This window comes from Rhodococcus sp. B50 (genome assembly GCF_013602415.1).
Lineage (GTDB): Bacteria > Actinomycetota > Actinomycetes > Mycobacteriales > Mycobacteriaceae > Rhodococcus.
In genome coordinates, this window is sequence record NZ_WPAG02000002.1 from 5143447 (window position 1) to 5162042 (window position 18596).

Genomic DNA, 18596 nt, shown 5'->3' on the forward strand with positions numbered 1-18596 from the left:
GCAGTAGTACAGCCGCAGGCTGGAGAAGTAGGAGAATAGATGGGGGCGGGCAGCTCGCTCGTGCGGCCGGTTCACGGCGCACTCACCCAGGCCGGCAACATCGTCGAACTGTTCGTCGACGTCGTGCGGAACACCTTCCGCCGACCGTTCCAGTTCCGGGAATTCATCGAGCAGGCGTGGTTCATCGCCAGCGTCACGATTCTTCCGACCGCGCTCGTCGCGATCCCGTTCGGTGCCGTCGTGTCGCTGCAGACCGGTTCGCTGATCAAGCAGCTCGGCGCCGAATCGTTCACGGGCGCAGCGAGTGTGCTGGCGGTCATCCAGCAGGGCAGTCCGATCGTGACGGCCCTGTTGATCGCCGGTGCCGCAGGTTCCGCGGTCACCGCCGACCTCGGGTCGCGGACGATCCGCGAGGAGATCGACGCCATGGAGGTGCTGGGCATCAATCCCATCCAGCGTCTCGTCGTTCCGCGAGTACTGGCGATGGTTCTCGTCGCGCTCCTGCTCAACGGCCTCGTCTCCGTGATCGGCATCGCCGGTGGCTACTTCTTCAACGTGGTGCTGCAGGGAGGGACGCCCGGCGCGTACCTCGCGTCCTTCTCGGCGCTCGCACAGTTACCCGACCTCTACGTCGCCGAACTCAAGGCCGCGATCTTCGGGTTGATCGCCGGCGTCGTCGCGTCCTACAAGGGTCTGCACCCCGGCGCGGGACCGAAAGGCGTGGGGGAGGCCGTGAACCAGACCGTCGTCATCACGTTCCTGCTGCTCTTCTTCGCGAACCTGATCCTGACGATGGTGTACCTGCAGATCGTTCCTGCGAAGGGATCCTGACCAGATGACAGTCTCCAGAGGCCGCGGAGATCTCGTTCTTCTCCGGGGTCGCCGAGCGGTGCGCGCACCGCTGAACGTGCTCGACCGTGCGGGCGACCAGATGTCCTTCTACGCGCGTGCAGTGGCGTGGACCCCGCGAACTCTCACCCACTACCGCAAGGAAGTTCTGCGGTTGCTCGCCGAGGTCACCTTCGGTAGCGGTGCGCTCGCCGTGATCGGTGGCACCATCGGCGTCATCGCGATGATGTCCGGCTTCACCGGCGTCGTGGTGGGTCTGCAGGGTTACGCCGCGCTCGAACAGCTCGGTTCGTCGGTGCTCACCGGCTTCCTCTCGGCCTACGTCAACACCCGTGAGCTCGCCCCCATCGTCGCGGCCCTCGCGTTGTCGGCGACAGTGGGCTGCGGCTTCACGGCACAGCTCGGCGCCATGAGGATCAGCGAGGAGATCGACGCCCTCGAAGTGATGGCCGTGCCGTCGCTGCCGTTCCTGGTGACCTCCCGGATGATCGCCGGCTTCGTCGCCGTGATCCCGCTGTACATCATCGGTCTCCTCGCCGCCTACCTCGCGACCCGCACCATCAGCACACTGTTCAACGGGCAGTCGAGCGGCTCGTACGACCACTATTTCTATCTGTTCCTCCCACCCGAGGACGTGCTCTATTCGTTCGCGAAAGTGCTCGTCTTCGCGTTCGTGGTCATCCTCATCCACTGCTACTACGGCTTCCACGCCAGCGGCGGTCCCGCCGGCGTCGGTGTGGCCGTGGGCCGCGCGGTGCGCACCGCGATCGTCACGATCGCGATCCTCGACTTCTTCCTCAGCCTCGCGATCTGGGGCACGTCGACCACGGTGAGGGTGGCCGGATGAGCGACACGACCACTTCGCCGCTGCGTCGCCGCACCCTGGGACTGATCTTCTTCGTGGTCCTGGCGCTGTTCCTCTACGTCACGATCGCGATGTACAACAAGACCTTCACGAAGGTCGTGGAGGTCGATCTCCGCACCGACAGCATCGGAAACGCGCTGCCGCTCAACGCCGACGTGAAGGCGCGCGGTGTGCTCGTCGGTGAGGTCCGCGGCACGAGCGCGGAAGGTGGCGACGTTACCGCACATCTCGCCCTCGACCCCGACAAGGCCGCGCTGATCCCGGTGAACGCGACCGCGCAGCTGCTGCCGAAGACCCTCTTCGGTGAGCGGTACGTCTCGCTGATCATCCCCGACGCTCCGGGCCGCGCCGTCACGAACGGCGATGTCCTGGTGCAGGACACCAGCGAACGCACCGTCGAACTCGGCGACGTGCTCGACGGGTTGCTCCCGCTCCTCGAGGCCGTCCCGCCGCAGGACCTCGCCAACACTCTCGGCGCCCTGGCACAGGGATTGAGCGGACGCGGCGAGAAGCTGGGCCGGACGGTCGACGATCTCGAACGGATCTTCCGCGAGGTGAACGTCGAACTGCCCACATTGCAGGAGGACCTGCGCGGACTTGCGGACTTCTCCCAGACCTACGCCGAGGCCGCACCGGATCTCGTGGAGGCGCTGAACAACCTGCGCACGACCGGAGGGACGGTCGTCGAACAGCAGAACCAGATCCGCACGCTGCTCGCGAGCGCGACAGGCGCATCGTCGCAGACGGCCGATTTCATCGAGCAGAACTCCCGCTCGATCATCACCCTGTCGGCGGATTCGAAGGAGGCGTTGCAGCTGCTCGCGAGGTACTCGCCGTCCTTCCCGTGCACGTTCGAGGCATTCGCCGAGGCGAAACCGGCAGCTGTCGACCTTCTCGCCGCGGACGATCCGTTCCCGGGTGTGCGCGCCAACATCCAGTTCACCAATCCGAAGGGCCGTTACCTGCCGAATCAGGACGAACCCCGTCTCCTCGACGATCGCGGACCGGCCTGCTACGACAATGTGACCGCGCCGGGTCGCAACTTCCCGCAGTATCCGGGCGGCTCGGTGAACGACGGTTCGTACCAGGTCCCGTCGCGCAACCCCGGCCCGGCGACCATCGATTTCTTCCCTGCTCCCGAAGGGTCCGGCGTCCCCGACGACGTCGGTGAGATCATCGGCACCTCGGACGGCGGGGCGACTCCCGTCTCGTACGCCGGCTCGCGTCTGGAACAGGACACGCTCGACGTGATCTACGGGCAGGCCACCGGTGTCGAACCCGAGGACGTGCCGTCCTGGACCACCCGGCTCGGGGCTCCGGCGATCCGCGGTACGGAGGTGAGCTTCCAGTGAGAGGTCTGGCAGCACCCCTGATCAAACTCGTCGTGTTCGCCGTCGTCACCGTCATCGCGACCGGTGTCCTCGCCGCGACCATCGCGAGTGTCGGTGGCGGGGGCGGAACGAAGTTCCACGCGATCTTCTCCGACGTCACCTCGCTCAACAAGGGCGACGACATCCGCATCGCGGGTGTCCGAGTGGGGCAGGTCGAGGAGATCTCGGTCTTCGACGAACGGCAGGCGCGGGTCACCTTCTCGCTCGAGGAGCGCGACTGGCTCCCGGCCGGTGCCACCGCGACCATCCGGTTCCGCAATCTCGTCGGCCAGCGGTACATCGCGCTCGGTCAGGGCGAGGGTCCGCAGGGCGAGAAGATCACCGGTGGCGACACGATCCCCATCGACCGCACGAAGCCGGCGGTGAATCTCACGACACTCTTCGACGGCTTCCGGCCCTTGTTCCAGACACTGAGCGCCGACGACGTCAACAAACTCTCGTTCCAGATCATCCAGGTCTTCCAGGGGGAGGCCGGCACGATCGACGATCTGGTGCGCAGCACCGCGTCGCTGACCAACACCATCGCCGACAAGGACCGGGTGATCGGAGCGGTGATCGACAATCTCAACACCGTCCTCGCCACGATCGACCAGCGCGACGAGCAGCTCGATGCGCTGCTGGTCAACACGCAGGCACTGGTCAGCGGCCTGTCGGCCGACCGGGCGACCGTCGGCTCGGCGGTGGCGTCGATGGCCGGGCTGACCGATGCGGTCTCCGATGTGCTCGAACCCACCCGCCCGTCGATCGCGCAGTCGATCACGGCGCTCGAACAGGTGACGTCGAATCTCAACGCGAACCGTGACGAGGTCGACCGAGTCCTCGAGACGTTGCCGGTCAAGCTCGAAAAGCTCGGGCGTGTGGCCAGTTACGGTTCGTGGTTCCAGTTCTACTTGTGCGGTATCGACGTCCTCGCAGGTCCCGGTTCGGTCCCGTATCTGAATCTGCCGACGGGGCTGCCCACGGTGAACCAACCCATCTACACGAATGCGGCAAAGCGTTGCTCGCAGGAGGGGATGCAGGAGTTGCAGGGACGATGAGCAAACGTCGCAGTCCGGCCGCCGCCGGTGCCCTGGGCATCGTCGTGGTGCTGCTGGGGACCCTGTCCGCCTTCTTCCTCGATGAACTTCCGATCATCGGGGCAGGCGCGACCTACAAGGCCGAGTTCAGCGAGGCCGCAGGTCTCAAACCCACCAACGAGGTGCGCATCGCCGGTGTGAAGGTCGGCAAGGTCACCGGAGTCGACCTCGAGGGCGACCGCGTGATCGTCTCCTTCAAGGTCCAGGACGCCTGGGTCGGAGACGACACTGCGGCCTCCATCCAGATCAAGACGATCCTCGGGCAGAAGTATCTGGCGCTCGAGCCCCGGGGCACGGAAGTGCTCGATCCCGACGACCGGATCCCGCTCGACCGGACCGTCGCGCCGTACGACGTCATCGAGGCGTTCTCGTCGGCGGCCACGACCCTCGGAGAGATCGACTCCGAACAGCTCGCGACCGGCTTCCAGACCCTGTCCGAGGCCTTCTCGGAGACACCCGACGACATCCGGGCCTCGCTCGACGGCATCAGCCGCCTGTCCGACACGGTCGCGAGTCGCGATCAGGAGCTGAAGAGGCTGCTCGACGCGACCGGCAACGTCTCCGAGGTGCTCGCCGATCGCAACGCCGAGTTCAACCGGTTGCTCTCCGACGGTGCGTTGCTCGTCGCGGAACTGAACAACCGGCAGGCGGCGATCTCCCAGTTGCTCGACGGCACGAAGCGGTTGTCGGCCGAACTCTCGGGACTCGTCGAGGAGAACCGCGAGACCATCGGTCCCGCCCTTCAGCAGTTGCGCGGCGTCGTCGACATCCTCCAGGAGAACAACGACAACCTCGATCGGGCCATGGAACTGTACGAGCCGTTCGTGCGCGTCTACACCAACGTCGTCGGCAACGGCCGGTGGTTCGACCAGGTCGTCGTGAACCTCACCCCGCCGGGCCTGCCGGAGATCCCCGGTTACCGCGAGCCCGGTCGCCGCCTGGAAGGGGGCAACTGATGGCACATGCCGAGAACGGCGAGTCCCGCAGCAATCGCGGGCGCATCGCACTGATCGCAGCCGTCGTGGCGGTCGCGGTGGCCCTGGCCGGAGCAGGCTGGTGGTTGTTCACCCGTCTGGGCACCACCGAGATCACCGCCTACTTCGACAAGGCCGTCGGCATCTACGAGGGCTCGGACGTCCGGGTGCTCGGTGTCGAGGTGGGGAAGGTGACGTCGGTCGAACCGCAGGGCGACATCGTGAAGGTCGGGCTGCGCGTGAACCGGGGCATCGACATCCCGGCCGACGCCCGTGCCGTGCAGATCACGCCCTCGGTCGTCGCCGACCGCTACGTGCAGCTCACCCCCGCCTACACGGGTGGCGACACGATGAGCAGCGGCGCGGTGATCGATCGCGATCGCACCGCCACCCCCGTCGAGGTCGACGAGCTCTACGCGAGCATCGACGAACTCTCCCGTGCGCTCGGTCCGGACGGAGCGAACCGCGAGGGTGCGCTGACCGACTTCGTGGAGGTCGGAGCACAGAATCTCGCCGGCAACGGTGAGGCGCTGGGGCAGAGCATCGAGAACCTGTCGGCGGCCGCGCGCACGCTCGACCAGTCCCGCGACGATCTCTACGGCACGATCGAGAACCTCCAGCTGTTCGTCAGTGCCCTCGCGGCCAACGACGAGCAGGTGCGCCAGTTCAACACACAGCTCTCGGACCTGTCGGGCTTCCTGGCGGGGGAGCGGCAGAATCTCGGCGAGGCCCTGAACACCCTGTCGGTCACGCTCGGTGACGTCGCGACGTTCGTGCGCGACAACCAGGCGGCCGTGAAGGACAACGTCGACGCGCTCGTGCCGATCACGGAGACCCTGGCGAATCGCCGCCAGGAACTCGTGGATTCGCTGACCCTGCTCCCGCTCGCCGTGAGCAACCTCGTCAACTCGTACGACGCCGAAGCGGGCGTGCTCGCGTCGCGGCTCGTGCTGCCCGACCTGCAGGACCCCGCGGGAACGGTGTGCAAGCTCATCGACTTGGGAAGCCTCGTGCCCGGTGATCCGGAGTTCGAGCAGCTCGGGCGGCAGATGCAGCCACTGCTCGACCGGTGCCGCGACATCGCGACGCAGATCACCGAGGACCAGCGGTCTCCGGATCTGATCCTGCCGTTCGGTGTCCTCAGCGGCGAGAACATTCAGCGGCAGGTCACCCCGGGCACGGTGCCCGGTGTGGTCTCGCCCCGGTTCGACCTCCAGGGAGGAGATCGGTGAGCGGCGCGAAGAGAGTGGGCCGCACAGGTGTCTTCGGAGCGGCCGCATGTGTGGTCGCGGTGACGGTCACGGGGTGCGGTGGTCTGTCCGACATTCCGTTGCCCGGCGGCGCCGATGTGGGGAGCGACCCGATCCGTCTGGCCATCCAGTTCGACGATGTGCTCGACCTGGTCCCGCAGTCGAGCGTGAAGGTCGACGGTGTTCCGGTGGGCCGCGTCGAATCCATCTCGGTCGCATCCGATTTCGGATGGACCGCCGATGTCGGCATCGTGCTCGACTCGAGCGTCGACCTGCCGGCGAACGCGCTCGCGAGCGTCGAACAGTCGAGCCTGCTCGGTGAGAAGTTCGTGCAGCTCACACCTCCGGAGGACGAGCCGCCGACCGGCCGGCTCGCCGACGGCGACGTGATCCCGCTCGACCGCACCCGGCACGCCACCGAGCTCGAACCGGTGCTCGGCGCGTTGTCGCTGCTGCTCAACGGTGGTGGTGTCGGCCAGATAGCGCCGATCGTCAGCGAGTTGTCGACGGCCTTCGACGGGCGCGAAGGCACCACGCGCAGCCTCATCGAACAGGCCGAAACACTCATCACCGGCCTCGAACAGCAGCGTGACGACATCACCCGGGCCCTCGACGGACTCGACGAGCTCACGGTGCGGGTCGCGGAGCAGAACGAGAAGATCGCGGCGGTGCTCGACGAACTGCCGGTCGCGACCGAGGTACTCGAGCAACAGCGGCCGCAGCTCACCCAGCTGCTCGGTCAGCTCGACCGGCTCGGCAGCGCCGGTGTCGACGTCCTCGAGCAGTCCAAGGAGGATCTGATCGCCGATCTCCTCGCGCTGCGCCCGACCCTCCAGGAACTCGCCGCGTCGGGCGACGACCTCGTGGAGGCGCTCGCCTTCGTGCCCACGGTGCCGTTCCCGGACGGCGTCGAGAAGGTCGCGCTGGGCAACTCGGTGAACCTCTTCCTCGTCGTCGATCTCCAGATCGGTGACGCGCTGGCCGCGCTCGGTGTGGGCCAGGGCGACCCGGTCTACCGCCAGCCGACCTTCGGCAACCCGAAGCCGCTCGTCGACCCGTCCAATCCGTACTACGACGGGAACGGGCCGGCTCCGGGCTGGCCCACGGTGTCGTTGCTGCCGGTGCTTCCCACCCCGCGCCTGCCGGGCGTGACCCTGCCCGAAGGTGTGTCACTGCCCGACGGGGTCGAGATCCCGGGGGTCACCGAGGCCGAGGCGGATGCCGGCACCGACGGTGACGAGGCCCCGCCGCCGGGGCCGCTGCAAGGTTTGCTGAATCAGCTCGGACTCGGGGGTGGGCAGTGAGATCGCGCCTGGTGAAAGTGCAGCTCGCACTGTTCGTGATCATCGCGCTGCTCGGCATCGTGTTCGTCGGCGCCCGGTACGTGCGTCTCGACAACCTCATGGGCTTCGGTCAGTACACCGTCGATGCGCGGTTCCCGACTGCCGGCGGCATCTTCCCGAACGCCGAGGTCACCTACCGCGGGGTGCCGGTGGGCCGCGTCGGTCCACTCACCCTCACGGACGACGGCATCAACGTCGAGCTGCGCCTCGACAACGGCGGCCCGCAGATCCCCGCGTCGGCACGGCCGGTCGTGGCGAATCGGTCGGCGATCGGTGAGCAGTACGTCGATCTGCAGCCTCCGAACGACGAGGGCCCCTATCTCGAACAAGGCTCCGTCATCGAGGGCACCGAGGAGGACCTGCCCACCCCCGTCGAGGATCTGCTCCTGAGCACGAACGACCTCGTGTACTCGGTTCCGCTCGAGCCGCTGCGCACCGTCGTCACCGAGCTCGGCGCGGCCTTCGACGGCCGCGGCGACGACCTGCAGGTGCTGGTCGATTCGCTCGCCGGTCTGAGCGAGAAGGGCGCGGAATTCCTTCCGCAGACCGTCACGCTCATCCGCGACAGTCTCACGGTGCTGGGCACGCAGTCCGAACAGTCGTCGGCGATCCAGCAGTTCAGCTCGGATCTGGACCTGGTGACCGCGCAGCTGCGCGACAGCGATCCCGACCTGCGGCGCCTGATCGATACCGGCACCGACGCGAGCGATCAGCTCTCGCAGCTGATCGAGGGTTCCGGCCCGGGCCTGACTACCGATCTCACCAATCTCGCGGCGTTGGCCCGGGCCGCCGCACCGCAGACGATCGCCTTGCAGCCGCTGCTGGCCTTTCTGCCTGCGGTCGCGGGCAGCGCCAGCACACCCGCGCCGGGCGACGGTACCGTCCACCAGGGCATCATCCTCGAGACGAACAACCCGCCGTCCTGCACCATCGGATACGAGGGGACGCAGGAGATCCTCGCGCAGATGCGTGCGCAGGATCCGAACTTCGACGACACCCAGCAGGACTTCCCGTTCAACACGAACGCATCCTGCGAGGTGCCGCAAGGCAGTGTCACCGGCGTGCGCAGCGCGAACCGCATCGTCTTCGCCGATCCGAACACCATCCAGCCCTGGGATTTCAAGCCGAAGAAGGACCCCGACAAGCTCAACCTGAATCCGATCGCGACGCAGCTCGCGCCGTTGCTCGGAGTCACCCCGAAGTGAGCAGTGAGTAGGTTTGTGGAGTGAGTGCACCAAGATCCTCCGACGCTCCGCCCGCCCCGTCCCCATCCACCGACGATCGGTCGCCGGCGGATGTGCGGGGCCCGGGCGCCGCACGCAGGACGGCTCTCGTCGCCGTCTCGGTGCTCGCCGTCGTCGCCCTCGCGGCGGCGGTGTGGTTCGGATACGGCTGGGGTCGTGCCCTCCTGGTGGATCGCTCGGCTGCTGAGACGCGGGATGCCGCGCTCTCGGGAGCGATGCAGGCGGCCGTCAATCTGAACAGTGTCGACGCGGCCGACGTCGACCTGTCGATCGAGAACATGCGGTCGTCGATCACCGGGGACGCCCTGCGCAACGATCTGGACGCGACCGAGGAGGACATCCGGGCGCGGGTCGCGGAGACCGGCACCAGCATGTCGGCCGAGGTGCTGTTCGGAACGCTCACCGAACTCAACACCGACGACGATCTCGGCAAGGCGCTCGTCGTGCTCGCAGTGCGCACCGAGACCCCCGAGTACTTCGCGACCAACAAGGTCCCGGTGCTCGTGTCGTTGCGCAAGGACGGCGATGTGTGGAAGGCCGAGACCATCGAGCCGCTCGCCTCCACCGAGATGGAGTCGGGACCGGCTCCCGGTGCGCCTGCCCCCGCTCCCGGCGCGGAGACCGCGCCCGAGGGTTCCGGGGCGCCCGCACCCGCGGGCGAGGCGGGCCCGTGATGTTCGGCAAGTCGACGAAGGAGAACGTGTAGTGCCCCCGCAGCGACGGAAGACCGGCCCGAGCGGGCCCCCGCGCCGTCGACCGAAGGTCGCCGGAACGTCCCGACCGCCCCGGATGACCCCTGCAGAGGACGATCGCCCGGCAGGGTCGGAGCGGCCGATCGCGGACCCTGAACCGGTGGGCACCGCGCCGGTGGATACCGCTCCCGAGCAGGGGCAGACGTCACCTGCGGAGGTGACGCCGGAGAAACCGGCTTCGGTGGAGGAGCCGGCGAAGGCAGCGACCCCGAAGGCAGAGACCCCGAAGGCAGAGACCTCGAAGACGGACACTGCGAAGGCGGACACTCCGAAGGCGGGGACCGGGAACGGGTCCTCGAGCCCGCCCGAGTCTCCCTCCGACGACACGAGCACATCGCCCAGCGTCGGTAGTCGGCGTCCGGTGGTCGTCGTCGGTGCCGTGGCGGTCGTGCTCGCGGTGATCGCCGTGGTCGCCGCCTTCCGTCCCGGTGCCGAGGTCTCCAACGTGGCGTGGGTCGACACCGCGAAGACCCGCGAGGTCACCGAGGCCGCGAAGATCGCGATCGAGACGATGCACGGCTACGACTACCGCACCATCGACGAGGACTTCGGGCAGATCCGGGAACTGCTGACCCCGGAGCGGCTCGAGGAGTTCGACTCGACCGCCGACGTCACCAAGAAGGCTGCGGTAGACACCCGCACCGTCACCGAGGTGATGGTCGAGCACATCGGCGCGACGATGCTCGACGACACCCACGCGGAGGTGGCCGCATACATCAACGTGAGCGCCACCGGCGACGGCATCGCCCAGGGGAGCGCGGCCGCGCCGCTGCTGGTGAGGATGGAGAAGTCGGACGGACGATGGCTGGTCTCGGAGATCCGCGACCGGTGACGACGGCGGCGGATCGCCCCCGCCGCCGGCCGTCTCGGCGACGGCGACGCGCCGAATGTTCCGGACGCTCGGTCTTGACGCGGACGACGCGAGCGGTCACTCTATCGGTACGCCTGTTCGACTGAAGGCTTCCTCGTGAGCCGCTCGCGGTCGTTTGCCAGGTTTCTTTGAGGCACCCCTGTGGACATTTCGCCTACTCAGGTGTAGGTTAGTTCTTTGCGCTGGCTGCCTCCTGTTCACCTTCTGATCGTCGAGTCGGAATTCGTCCTTCGGGCGAAGCCGTCCCGATGTGTCGGTGGGGTTCTCGTTCGGGTTGCGACCAGCGAAAACGCCCCACATGAAGAAGCAGGTACAGCGGCGGTCGCACCGGTTGGAGCGGCCCGCGTGAGGTGCTGGAAGGACGCATCTTGGCAGTCTCTAGCCAGACCAAGGCAGTAGCCGGAATCCCCGGAGCCCCGACGAGGGTGTCGTTCGCGAAGATTCGCGAACCCCTCGAAGTTCCCGGGCTCCTCGATCTACAGACCGATTCGTTCGAATGGTTGATCGGCTCGGAGCGCTGGCGCGCGAAGGCTGCCGAGCGCGGCGACGGTCACGTCGTCGGTGGCCTGGAAGAAATCCTCGACGAGCTCTCACCCATCGAGGACTTCTCGGGTTCGATGTCCCTGTCCTTCTCCGACCCGCGCTTCGACGAGGTCAAGGCCTCCGTCGAGGAGTGCAAGGACAAGGACATGACGTACGCGGCTCCGCTGTTCGTCACCGCCGAGTTCATCAACAACAACACCGGCGAAATCAAGAGCCAGACGGTCTTCATGGGTGATTTCCCGATGATGACCGACAAGGGCACCTTCATCATCAACGGCACCGAGCGTGTCGTGGTGTCGCAGCTCGTGCGTTCGCCCGGTGTGTACTTCGACAAGAACGTCGACAAGAGCACCGAGAAGGACCTGCACAGCGTCAAGGTCATCCCGGGCCGCGGTGCCTGGCTCGAGTTCGACGTCGACAAGCGCGACACCGTCGGTGTGCGTATCGACCGCAAGCGTCGTCAGCCGGTCACCGTGCTGCTCAAGGCGCTGGGCTGGTCCACCGAGCAGATCGTCGAGCGTTTCGGGTTCTCCGAGATCATGATGTCGACGCTCGAGAAGGACAACACCGCAGGTACCGACGAGGCGCTCCTCGACATCTACCGCAAGCTCCGTCCGGGCGAGCCGCCGACCAAGGAGAGCGCGCAGACCCTGCTGGAGAACCTCTTCTTCAAGGACAAGCGCTACGACTTGGCGCGCGTCGGCCGTTACAAGATCAACAAGAAGCTCGGCCTGAACACGGGTCAGCCGATCGAGGCGTCCACCCTCACCGAGGAAGACATCGTCGCCACGATCGAGTACCTCGTGCGTCTGCACGCGGGCGAGAACAAGATGACCGTCCCCGGCGGCGTCGAGGTTCCCGTCGAGGTCGACGACATCGACCACTTCGGCAACCGTCGTCTGCGCACGGTCGGCGAGCTCATCCAGAACCAGATCCGTGTGGGCCTGTCCCGCATGGAGCGCGTGGTCCGTGAGCGCATGACCACCCAGGACGTCGAGGCGATCACGCCGCAGACCCTGATCAACATCCGTCCGGTCGTCGCCGCGATCAAGGAGTTCTTCGGAACCTCCCAGCTGTCGCAGTTCATGGACCAGAACAACCCGCTGTCGGGCCTGACCCACAAGCGTCGCCTGTCGGCGTTGGGCCCCGGCGGTCTGTCGCGTGAGCGCGCCGGCCTCGAGGTCCGCGACGTCCACCCGTCGCACTACGGCCGCATGTGCCCGATCGAGACCCCGGAAGGCCCGAACATCGGCCTGATCGGCTCGCTGTCGGTGTACGCGCGGGTCAACCCGTTCGGTTTCATCGAGACGCCCTACCGCAAGGTCGTCGACGGTGTCGTCACCGACGAGGTCGAGTACCTCACGGCCGACGAAGAGGACCGCTACCTCATCGCCCAGGCCAACTCGCCGATCGGTTCCGACAGCCGCTTCGCGGACGAGCGTGTGCTCGTCCGTAAGAAGGGCGCCGAGATCGAGTACGTCGCCGCCGACCAGGTCGAGTACATGGACGTCTCGCCGCGCCAGATGGTGTCGGTCGCGACCGCCATGATCCCGTTCCTCGAGCACGACGACGCCAACCGTGCCCTCATGGGCGCGAACATGCAGCGTCAGGCCGTGCCGCTGGTGCGCAGCGAGTCGCCGATCGTCGGCACCGGCATGGAGCTGCGTGCCGCGGTCGACGCCGGCGACGTCATCGTCACCGAGAAGAGCGGCGTGATCGAAGAGGTCTCCGCCGACTTCATCACCGTGATGGCCGACGACGGAACCCGCAAGACCTACCGTCTGCGCAAGTTCGACCGTTCGAACCAGGGCACCTGCTCGAACCAGCGTCCGATCGTGGACGAGGGACAGCGCGTCGAGTCCGGCCAGGTCCTCGCCGACGGCCCCTGCACCGAGAACGGTGAGATGGCGCTCGGCAAGAACCTGCTCGTGGCGATCATGCCGTGGGAGGGCCACAACTACGAGGACGCGATCATCCTGTCGCAGCGCCTCGTGGAGGAGGACGTGCTCACCTCGATCCACATCGAGGAGCACGAGATCGATGCCCGCGACACCAAGCTCGGTGCCGAGGAGATCACCCGCGACATCCCGAACGTCTCCGACGAGGTCCTCGCCGATCTCGACGAGCGCGGCATCGTCCGCATCGGTGCCGAGGTCCGCGACGGCGACATCCTCGTCGGCAAGGTCACGCCGAAGGGCGAGACCGAGCTGACCCCCGAGGAGCGCCTGCTCCGCGCGATCTTCGGTGAGAAGGCGCGCGAGGTCCGCGACACCTCGCTGAAGGTGCCCCACGGCGAGAACGGCAAGGTCATCGGCGTGCGCGTGTTCTCGCGCGAGGACGACGACGATCTGCCTCCGGGCGTCAACGAGCTCGTCCGCGTGTACGTGGCGCAGAAGCGCAAGATCCAGGACGGCGACAAGCTCGCCGGCCGCCACGGCAACAAGGGCGTCATCGGCAAGATCCTCCCGCAGGAGGACATGCCGTTCCTGCCCGACGGCACGCCGGTCGACATCATCCTGAACACCCACGGTGTTCCGCGTCGTATGAACATCGGTCAGGTGCTCGAGACGCACCTCGGCTGGATCGGTAAGGCCGGCTGGCAGATCCAGGTGGCCGACGACGGCAGCCGTCCCGAGTGGGCGCAGAACCTCTCCGAGGAGATGCTCGCCGCCGAGCCCGACACCAACATCGCCACCCCGGTGTTCGACGGTGCCCGCGAGGAGGAGCTGACGGGTCTGCTGTCCTCGACGCTGCCGAACCGCGACGGCGAGGTCATGGTCGGCCCCGACGGCAAGGCGACGCTGTTCGACGGTCGTTCCGGCGAGCCGTTCCCGTACCCGGTCTCGGTCGGCTACATGTACATCATCAAGCTGCACCACCTGGTCGACGACAAGATCCACGCACGTTCGACCGGCCCGTACTCGATGATCACGCAGCAGCCGCTCGGTGGTAAGGCGCAGTTCGGTGGTCAGCGCTTCGGTGAGATGGAGTGCTGGGCGATGCAGGCCTACGGTGCCGCCTACACGCTGCAGGAGCTGCTCACGATCAAGTCCGACGATGTGGTCGGCCGCGTCAAGGTCTACGAGGCCATCGTCAAGGGCGAGAACATCCCCGAGCCGGGTATCCCCGAGTCGTTCAAGGTGCTCCTCAAGGAACTCCAGTCGCTGTGCCTGAACGTGGAGGTCCTCTCCAGCGACGGCGCGGCCATCGCGATGGCCGACGGCGACGACGAGGATCTCGAGCGGGCGGCCGCCAACCTGGGCATCAACCTTTCCCGCAACGAGTCGGCCACGGTCGACGACCTCGCGAACTAGGAGCCGAGCCGATGCGGTACGCACCCCGACACCACCGGGCGCGTACCGCATCGGGCCCCGGCAGCGATAGCGACAACTAGCAGCAATACAACCCGCACAGGGGAAAGGAAGTTACGTGCTCGACGTCAACTTCTTCGATGAACTCCGGATCGGCCTGGCCACCGCCGAGGACATCCGTAACTGGTCGTACGGCGAGGTCAAGAAGCCCGAGACCATCAACTACCGCACGCTCAAGCCCGAGAAGGACGGCTTGTTCTGCGAGAAGATCTTCGGTCCCACCCGGGACTGGGAGTGCTACTGCGGCAAGTACAAGCGTGTCCGCTTCAAGGGCATCATCTGCGAGCGCTGCGGCGTCGAGGTGACCCGCGCCAAGGTTCGCCGTGAGCGCATGGGTCATATCGAGCTCGCCGCTCCGGTGACGCATATCTGGTACTTCAAGGGTGTGCCGAGCCGTCTCGGTTACCTGCTCGACCTCGCGCCGAAGGATCTCGAGAAGATCATCTACTTCGCCGCGTACGTCATCACGTCCGTCGACGACGAGCTGCGCCACAACGAGCTCTCCACTCTCGAAGCCGAGATGGAGGTCGAGAAGAAGGCGGTCGCAGATCAGCGCGACGCCGACCTCGAGGCCCGTGCGCAGAAGCTCGAAGCCGACCTCGCCGAGCTCGAGGCCGAGGGCGCCAAGTCCGACGTCCGCCGCAAGGTCAAGGACGGCGGCGAGCGCGAGATGCGTCAGCTCCGCGACCGCGCGCAGCGCGAGCTCGACCGTCTCGACGAGATCTGGACGACCTTCACGAAGCTGAAGCCGAAGGATCTGATCGTCGACGAGATGATCTACCGCGAGCTCCAGGATCGCTACGGCGAGTACTTCACCGGCGCCATGGGTGCCGAGGCGATCCAGAAGCTCATCGAGAACTTCGACATCGACGCCGAGGCCGAGTCGCTGCGCGAGACCATCCGCAGCGGCAAGGGCCAGAAGAAGCTGCGTGCTCTCAAGCGCCTGAAGGTCGTGGCGGCGTTCCAGCAGTCCGGCAACTCGCCCATGGGCATGGTGCTCGACGCCGTGCCGGTGATCCCGCCGGAACTGCGTCCGATGGTGCAGCTCGACGGTGGCCGCTTCGCGACCTCCGACCTCAACGACCTGTACCGCCGCGTCATCAACCGCAACAACCGCCTCAAGCGACTGATCGACCTCGGCGCTCCCGAGATCATCGTCAACAACGAGAAGCGGATGCTGCAGGAGTCGGTCGACGCCCTGTTCGACAACGGCCGTCGTGGCCGGCCGGTCACCGGTCCCGGTAACCGTCCGCTGAAGTCGCTGTCCGATCTGCTCAAGGGCAAGCAGGGCCGCTTCCGTCAGAACCTGCTCGGTAAGCGCGTCGACTACTCGGGCCGTTCGGTCATCGTCGTCGGTCCGCAGCTCAAGCTGCACCAGTGCGGTCTGCCGAAGCTCATGGCGCTCGAGCTGTTCAAGCCGTTCGTGATGAAGCGTCTCGTCGACCTCAACCACGCGCAGAACATCAAGTCCGCGAAGCGCATGGTCGAGCGTCAGCGCCCGCAGGTGTGGGACGTCCTCGAAGAGGTCATCAACGAGCATCCGGTTCTGCTGAACCGTGCTCCCACCCTGCACCGCCTCGGTATCCAGGCGTTCGAGCCGCAGCTCGTCGAGGGCAAGGCCATCCAGCTGCACCCCCTCGTGTGTGAGGCCTTCAACGCCGACTTCGACGGCGACCAGATGGCCGTGCACCTCCCGCTGTCCGCGGAGGCGCAGGCCGAGGCCCGCATCCTGATGCTGTCGTCGAACAACATCCTGTCGCCGGCATCGGGCCGCCCGCTCGCCATGCCGCGTCTGGACATGGTGACGGGTCTGTTCCACCTGACCCGTCTGGTCGAGGACGCCCCCGGCGCCTACACGGCCGCGACCGCCGACGAGCCCGAGCAGGGCGTCTACTCGTCGCCGGCCGAGGCCCAGATGGCCGTCGACCGCGGCGTGCTGTCGGTCCAGGCTCCGATCAAGGTGCGTCTGACCCAGCTGCGTCCGCCGCGCGACGTCGAGAACGAGTTGTTCCCGGAGGGCTGGAAGTACGGTGAGCCGTGGACCGCGCAGACCACCCTCGGTCGCGTGCTGTTCAACGAGCTGCTGCCGACGAACTACGCGTTCGTCAACGACATCATGCCGAAGAAGCGCCAGGCCGCGATCATCAACGACCTGGCCGAGCGGTACCCGATGATCGTCGTCGCGCAGACCGTCGACAAGCTCAAGGACGCCGGCTTCTACTGGGCCACGCGTTCGGGGGTCACCATCTCGATGGCGGACGTGCTCGTTCCGCCGGAGAAGAAGGACATCCTCGAGCGGTACGAGACCCAGGCCGACGCCATCCAGCGGCAGTACGACCGAGGCAAGCTCTCGGAGGACGAGCGTCGCGACTCGCTCGTCAAGCTGTGGCAGGAAGCGACCGAAGAGGTCGGTCAGGTCATGGAGGCGCACTACCCGGACGACAACCCGATCCCCACGATCGTCAAGTCCGGTGCTGCGGGCAACATGACCCAGATCCGCTCGCTGGCAGGCATGAAGGGTCTGGTGACGAACCCGAAGGGCGAGTTCATCCCGCGCCCGATCAAGTCCTCCTTCCGTGAGGGCCTGACCGTCGCCGAGTACTTCATCAACACGCACGGCGCGCGTAAGGGTCTGGCCGATACCGCTCTGCGTACCGCCGACTCGGGTTACCTGACCCGTCGTCTGGTGGACGTCTCGCAGGACGTCATCGTCCGCGAGGTCGACTGCGGCACGCCGCGCGGCATCGAGATGACCATCGCCGAGCTCGCCCGCGACGCGACCGGTCAGCCGACCGGCGGGCTCGTGCGCGACGCTCACATCGAGACCAGCACCTACGCCCGTACGCTGGCGACGGACGCGGTCGACGCGAACGGCAACGTCGTCGTCGAGCGTGGTTCCGACCTCGGCGACCCGGCGATCGAGGCGCTGCTCGAGGCCGGTATCCAGAAGGTCAAGGTCCGCTCGGTCCTGACCTGCGACACCGGCACCGGCGTGTGCGCGACCTGCTACGGCCGTTCGATGGCGACGGGCAAGCTCGTCGACATCGGTGAGGCCGTCGGTATCGTCGCCGCCCAGTCGATCGGTGAGCCCGGTACGCAGCTGACGATGCGTACCTTCCACCAGGGTGGCGTCGGTGAGGACATCACCGGTGGTCTGCCGCGTGTCCAGGAGCTGTTCGAGGCCCGCGTCCCCAAGGGCAAGGCTCCGATCGCCGACGTCTCCGGCCGCATCCGCCTCGAGGACGACGATCGCTTCTACAAGATCACGATCGTTCCCGACGACGGCGGCGAGGAGGTCGTGTACGACAAGCTGTCCAAGCGTCAGCGTCTGCACGTCATCCGCAAGGCCGACGGCACCGAGGGTGTTCTCTCGGACGGCGACCACGTGGAGGTCGGTCAGCAGCTGCTCGAGGGCTCTGCCGATCCGCACGAGGTGCTGCGCGTGATGGGCCCGCGTCAGGTTCAGGTCCACCTGGTCCACGAGGTCCAGGAGGTCTACCGGAGCCAGGGCGTGTCGATCCACGACAAGCACATCGAGGTCATCGTGCGCCAGATGCTGCGTCGCGTGACGATCATCGATTCGGGCTCGACGGAGTTCCTGCCCGGTTCGCTCGTCGAGCGCAGCGAGTTCGAGGCCGCGAACCGTCGTGTGGTCCAGGAGGGTGGCGAGCCGGCTGCCGGCCGTCCGGTCCTCATGGGCATCACGAAGGCGTCGCTGGCCACCGACTCGTGGCTGTCTGCCGCGTCCTTCCAGGAGACCACTCGTGTGCTGACCGACGCGGCGATCAACTGCCGCTCGGACAAGCTGATCGGTCTCAAGGAGAACGTGATCATCGGCAAGCTGATCCCCGCCGGTACCGGTATCAACAAGTACCGGAACATCGAGGTTCAGCCGACCGAGGAGGCCCGCGCGGCCGCGTACGCCATCCCGGCGTACGACGACCAGTACTACTCGCCGGACGGCTTCGGCCAGAACACCGGCGCTGCAGTGCCGTTGGACGACTACGGTTACTCCAACGACTACCGGTAGTTCGCTGCCGTAGTAGACGACGAAGGTCCCGCCCTCT

12 protein-coding genes are annotated in these 18596 nt (G+C 66.8%); all 12 read left to right on the forward strand.

All coding sequences use genetic code 11. The features are described 5' to 3' along the window. Positions 1-39 precede the first annotated feature (39 nt). The 12 genes from GON09_RS24045 to GON09_RS24100 all read left to right on the forward strand — a co-directional run bounded on the left by GON09_RS24045 (position 40) and on the right by GON09_RS24100 (position 18559). Positions 40-831 (forward strand): MlaE family ABC transporter permease, encoded by a 792-nt coding sequence (locus GON09_RS24045; RefSeq protein ID WP_006552286.1) that lies wholly within the window; start codon positions 40-42, stop codon positions 829-831. A 4-nt stretch (positions 832-835) separates the two neighbouring features. Further along, positions 836-1696 (forward strand): MlaE family ABC transporter permease, encoded by an 861-nt coding sequence (locus tag GON09_RS24050; RefSeq protein ID WP_213934101.1) that lies wholly within the window; start codon positions 836-838, stop codon positions 1694-1696. Then, the gene (locus tag GON09_RS24055) at positions 1693-3066 is read left to right on the forward strand and encodes an MCE family protein (protein ID WP_213934102.1); all 1374 of its coding nucleotides are present in this window, start codon (positions 1693-1695) and stop codon (positions 3064-3066) included. The genes GON09_RS24050 and GON09_RS24055 overlap by 4 nt, the downstream gene beginning before the upstream one ends. Beyond that, positions 3063-4142, forward strand: a complete 1080-nt coding sequence (locus tag GON09_RS24060) for an MCE family protein (RefSeq protein ID WP_213934103.1) — start codon at positions 3063-3065, stop codon at positions 4140-4142. The genes GON09_RS24055 and GON09_RS24060 overlap by 4 nt, the downstream gene beginning before the upstream one ends. Continuing rightward, a complete protein-coding gene (locus tag GON09_RS24065; RefSeq protein WP_213934104.1) occupies positions 4139-5137 on the forward strand; it encodes an MCE family protein in 999 nt (332 codons plus the stop codon). The genes GON09_RS24060 and GON09_RS24065 overlap by 4 nt, the downstream gene beginning before the upstream one ends. Further along, complete coding sequence (locus GON09_RS24070; RefSeq protein WP_213934105.1) at positions 5137-6387, forward strand: MCE family protein; 1251 nt, start codon at positions 5137-5139, stop codon at positions 6385-6387. Before GON09_RS24065 ends, GON09_RS24070 begins: the two co-directional genes overlap by 1 nt. A 14-nt stretch (positions 6388-6401) precedes the next feature. Then, a complete protein-coding gene (locus GON09_RS24075; protein ID WP_213934623.1) occupies positions 6402-7709 on the forward strand; it encodes an MCE family protein in 1308 nt (435 codons plus the stop codon). Then, positions 7706-8953 carry an MCE family protein gene (locus GON09_RS24080; protein WP_213934106.1) on the forward strand — a complete coding sequence of 416 codons (1248 nt, stop codon included), beginning with the start codon at positions 7706-7708 and terminating at the stop codon, positions 8951-8953. The genes GON09_RS24075 and GON09_RS24080 overlap by 4 nt, the downstream gene beginning before the upstream one ends. A gap of 140 nt (positions 8954-9093) precedes the next feature. Continuing rightward, positions 9094-9666 carry a hypothetical protein gene (locus GON09_RS24085; RefSeq protein ID WP_213934624.1) on the forward strand — a complete coding sequence of 191 codons (573 nt, stop codon included), beginning with the start codon at positions 9094-9096 and terminating at the stop codon, positions 9664-9666. A 178-nt stretch (positions 9667-9844) separates the two neighbouring features. After that, entirely contained in the window at positions 9845-10576 is a 732-nt protein-coding gene (locus GON09_RS24090; protein ID WP_307854487.1) for a hypothetical protein, read from the forward strand. Positions 10577-10965: 389 nt separating this feature from the next. Continuing rightward, entirely contained in the window at positions 10966-14472 is a 3507-nt protein-coding gene (gene rpoB / locus GON09_RS24095) for a DNA-directed RNA polymerase subunit beta (protein WP_213934108.1), read from the forward strand. Positions 14473-14587: 115 nt separating this feature from the next. Further along, positions 14588-18559, forward strand: coding sequence for a DNA-directed RNA polymerase subunit beta' (locus tag GON09_RS24100; protein ID WP_213934109.1), 3972 nt, complete (start codon positions 14588-14590; stop codon positions 18557-18559). The last annotated feature ends 37 nt before the right edge of the window (positions 18560-18596 follow it).

Bases quoted from the DNA above. Each gene is read 5' to 3' on its own strand.
- GON09_RS24065 (WP_213934104.1), top strand. From the start codon at position 4,139: ATGAGCAAACGTCGCAGTCCGGCCGCCGCCGGTGCCCTGGGCATCGTC.
- GON09_RS24050 (WP_213934101.1), top strand. From the start codon at position 836: ATGACAGTCTCCAGAGGCCGCGGAGATCTCGTTCTTCTCCGGGGTCGC.
- GON09_RS24070 (WP_213934105.1), top strand. From the start codon at position 5,137: ATGGCACATGCCGAGAACGGCGAGTCCCGCAGCAATCGCGGGCGCATC.
- GON09_RS24055 (WP_213934102.1), top strand. From the start codon at position 1,693: ATGAGCGACACGACCACTTCGCCGCTGCGTCGCCGCACCCTGGGACTG.
- GON09_RS24045 (WP_006552286.1), top strand. From the start codon at position 40: ATGGGGGCGGGCAGCTCGCTCGTGCGGCCGGTTCACGGCGCACTCACC.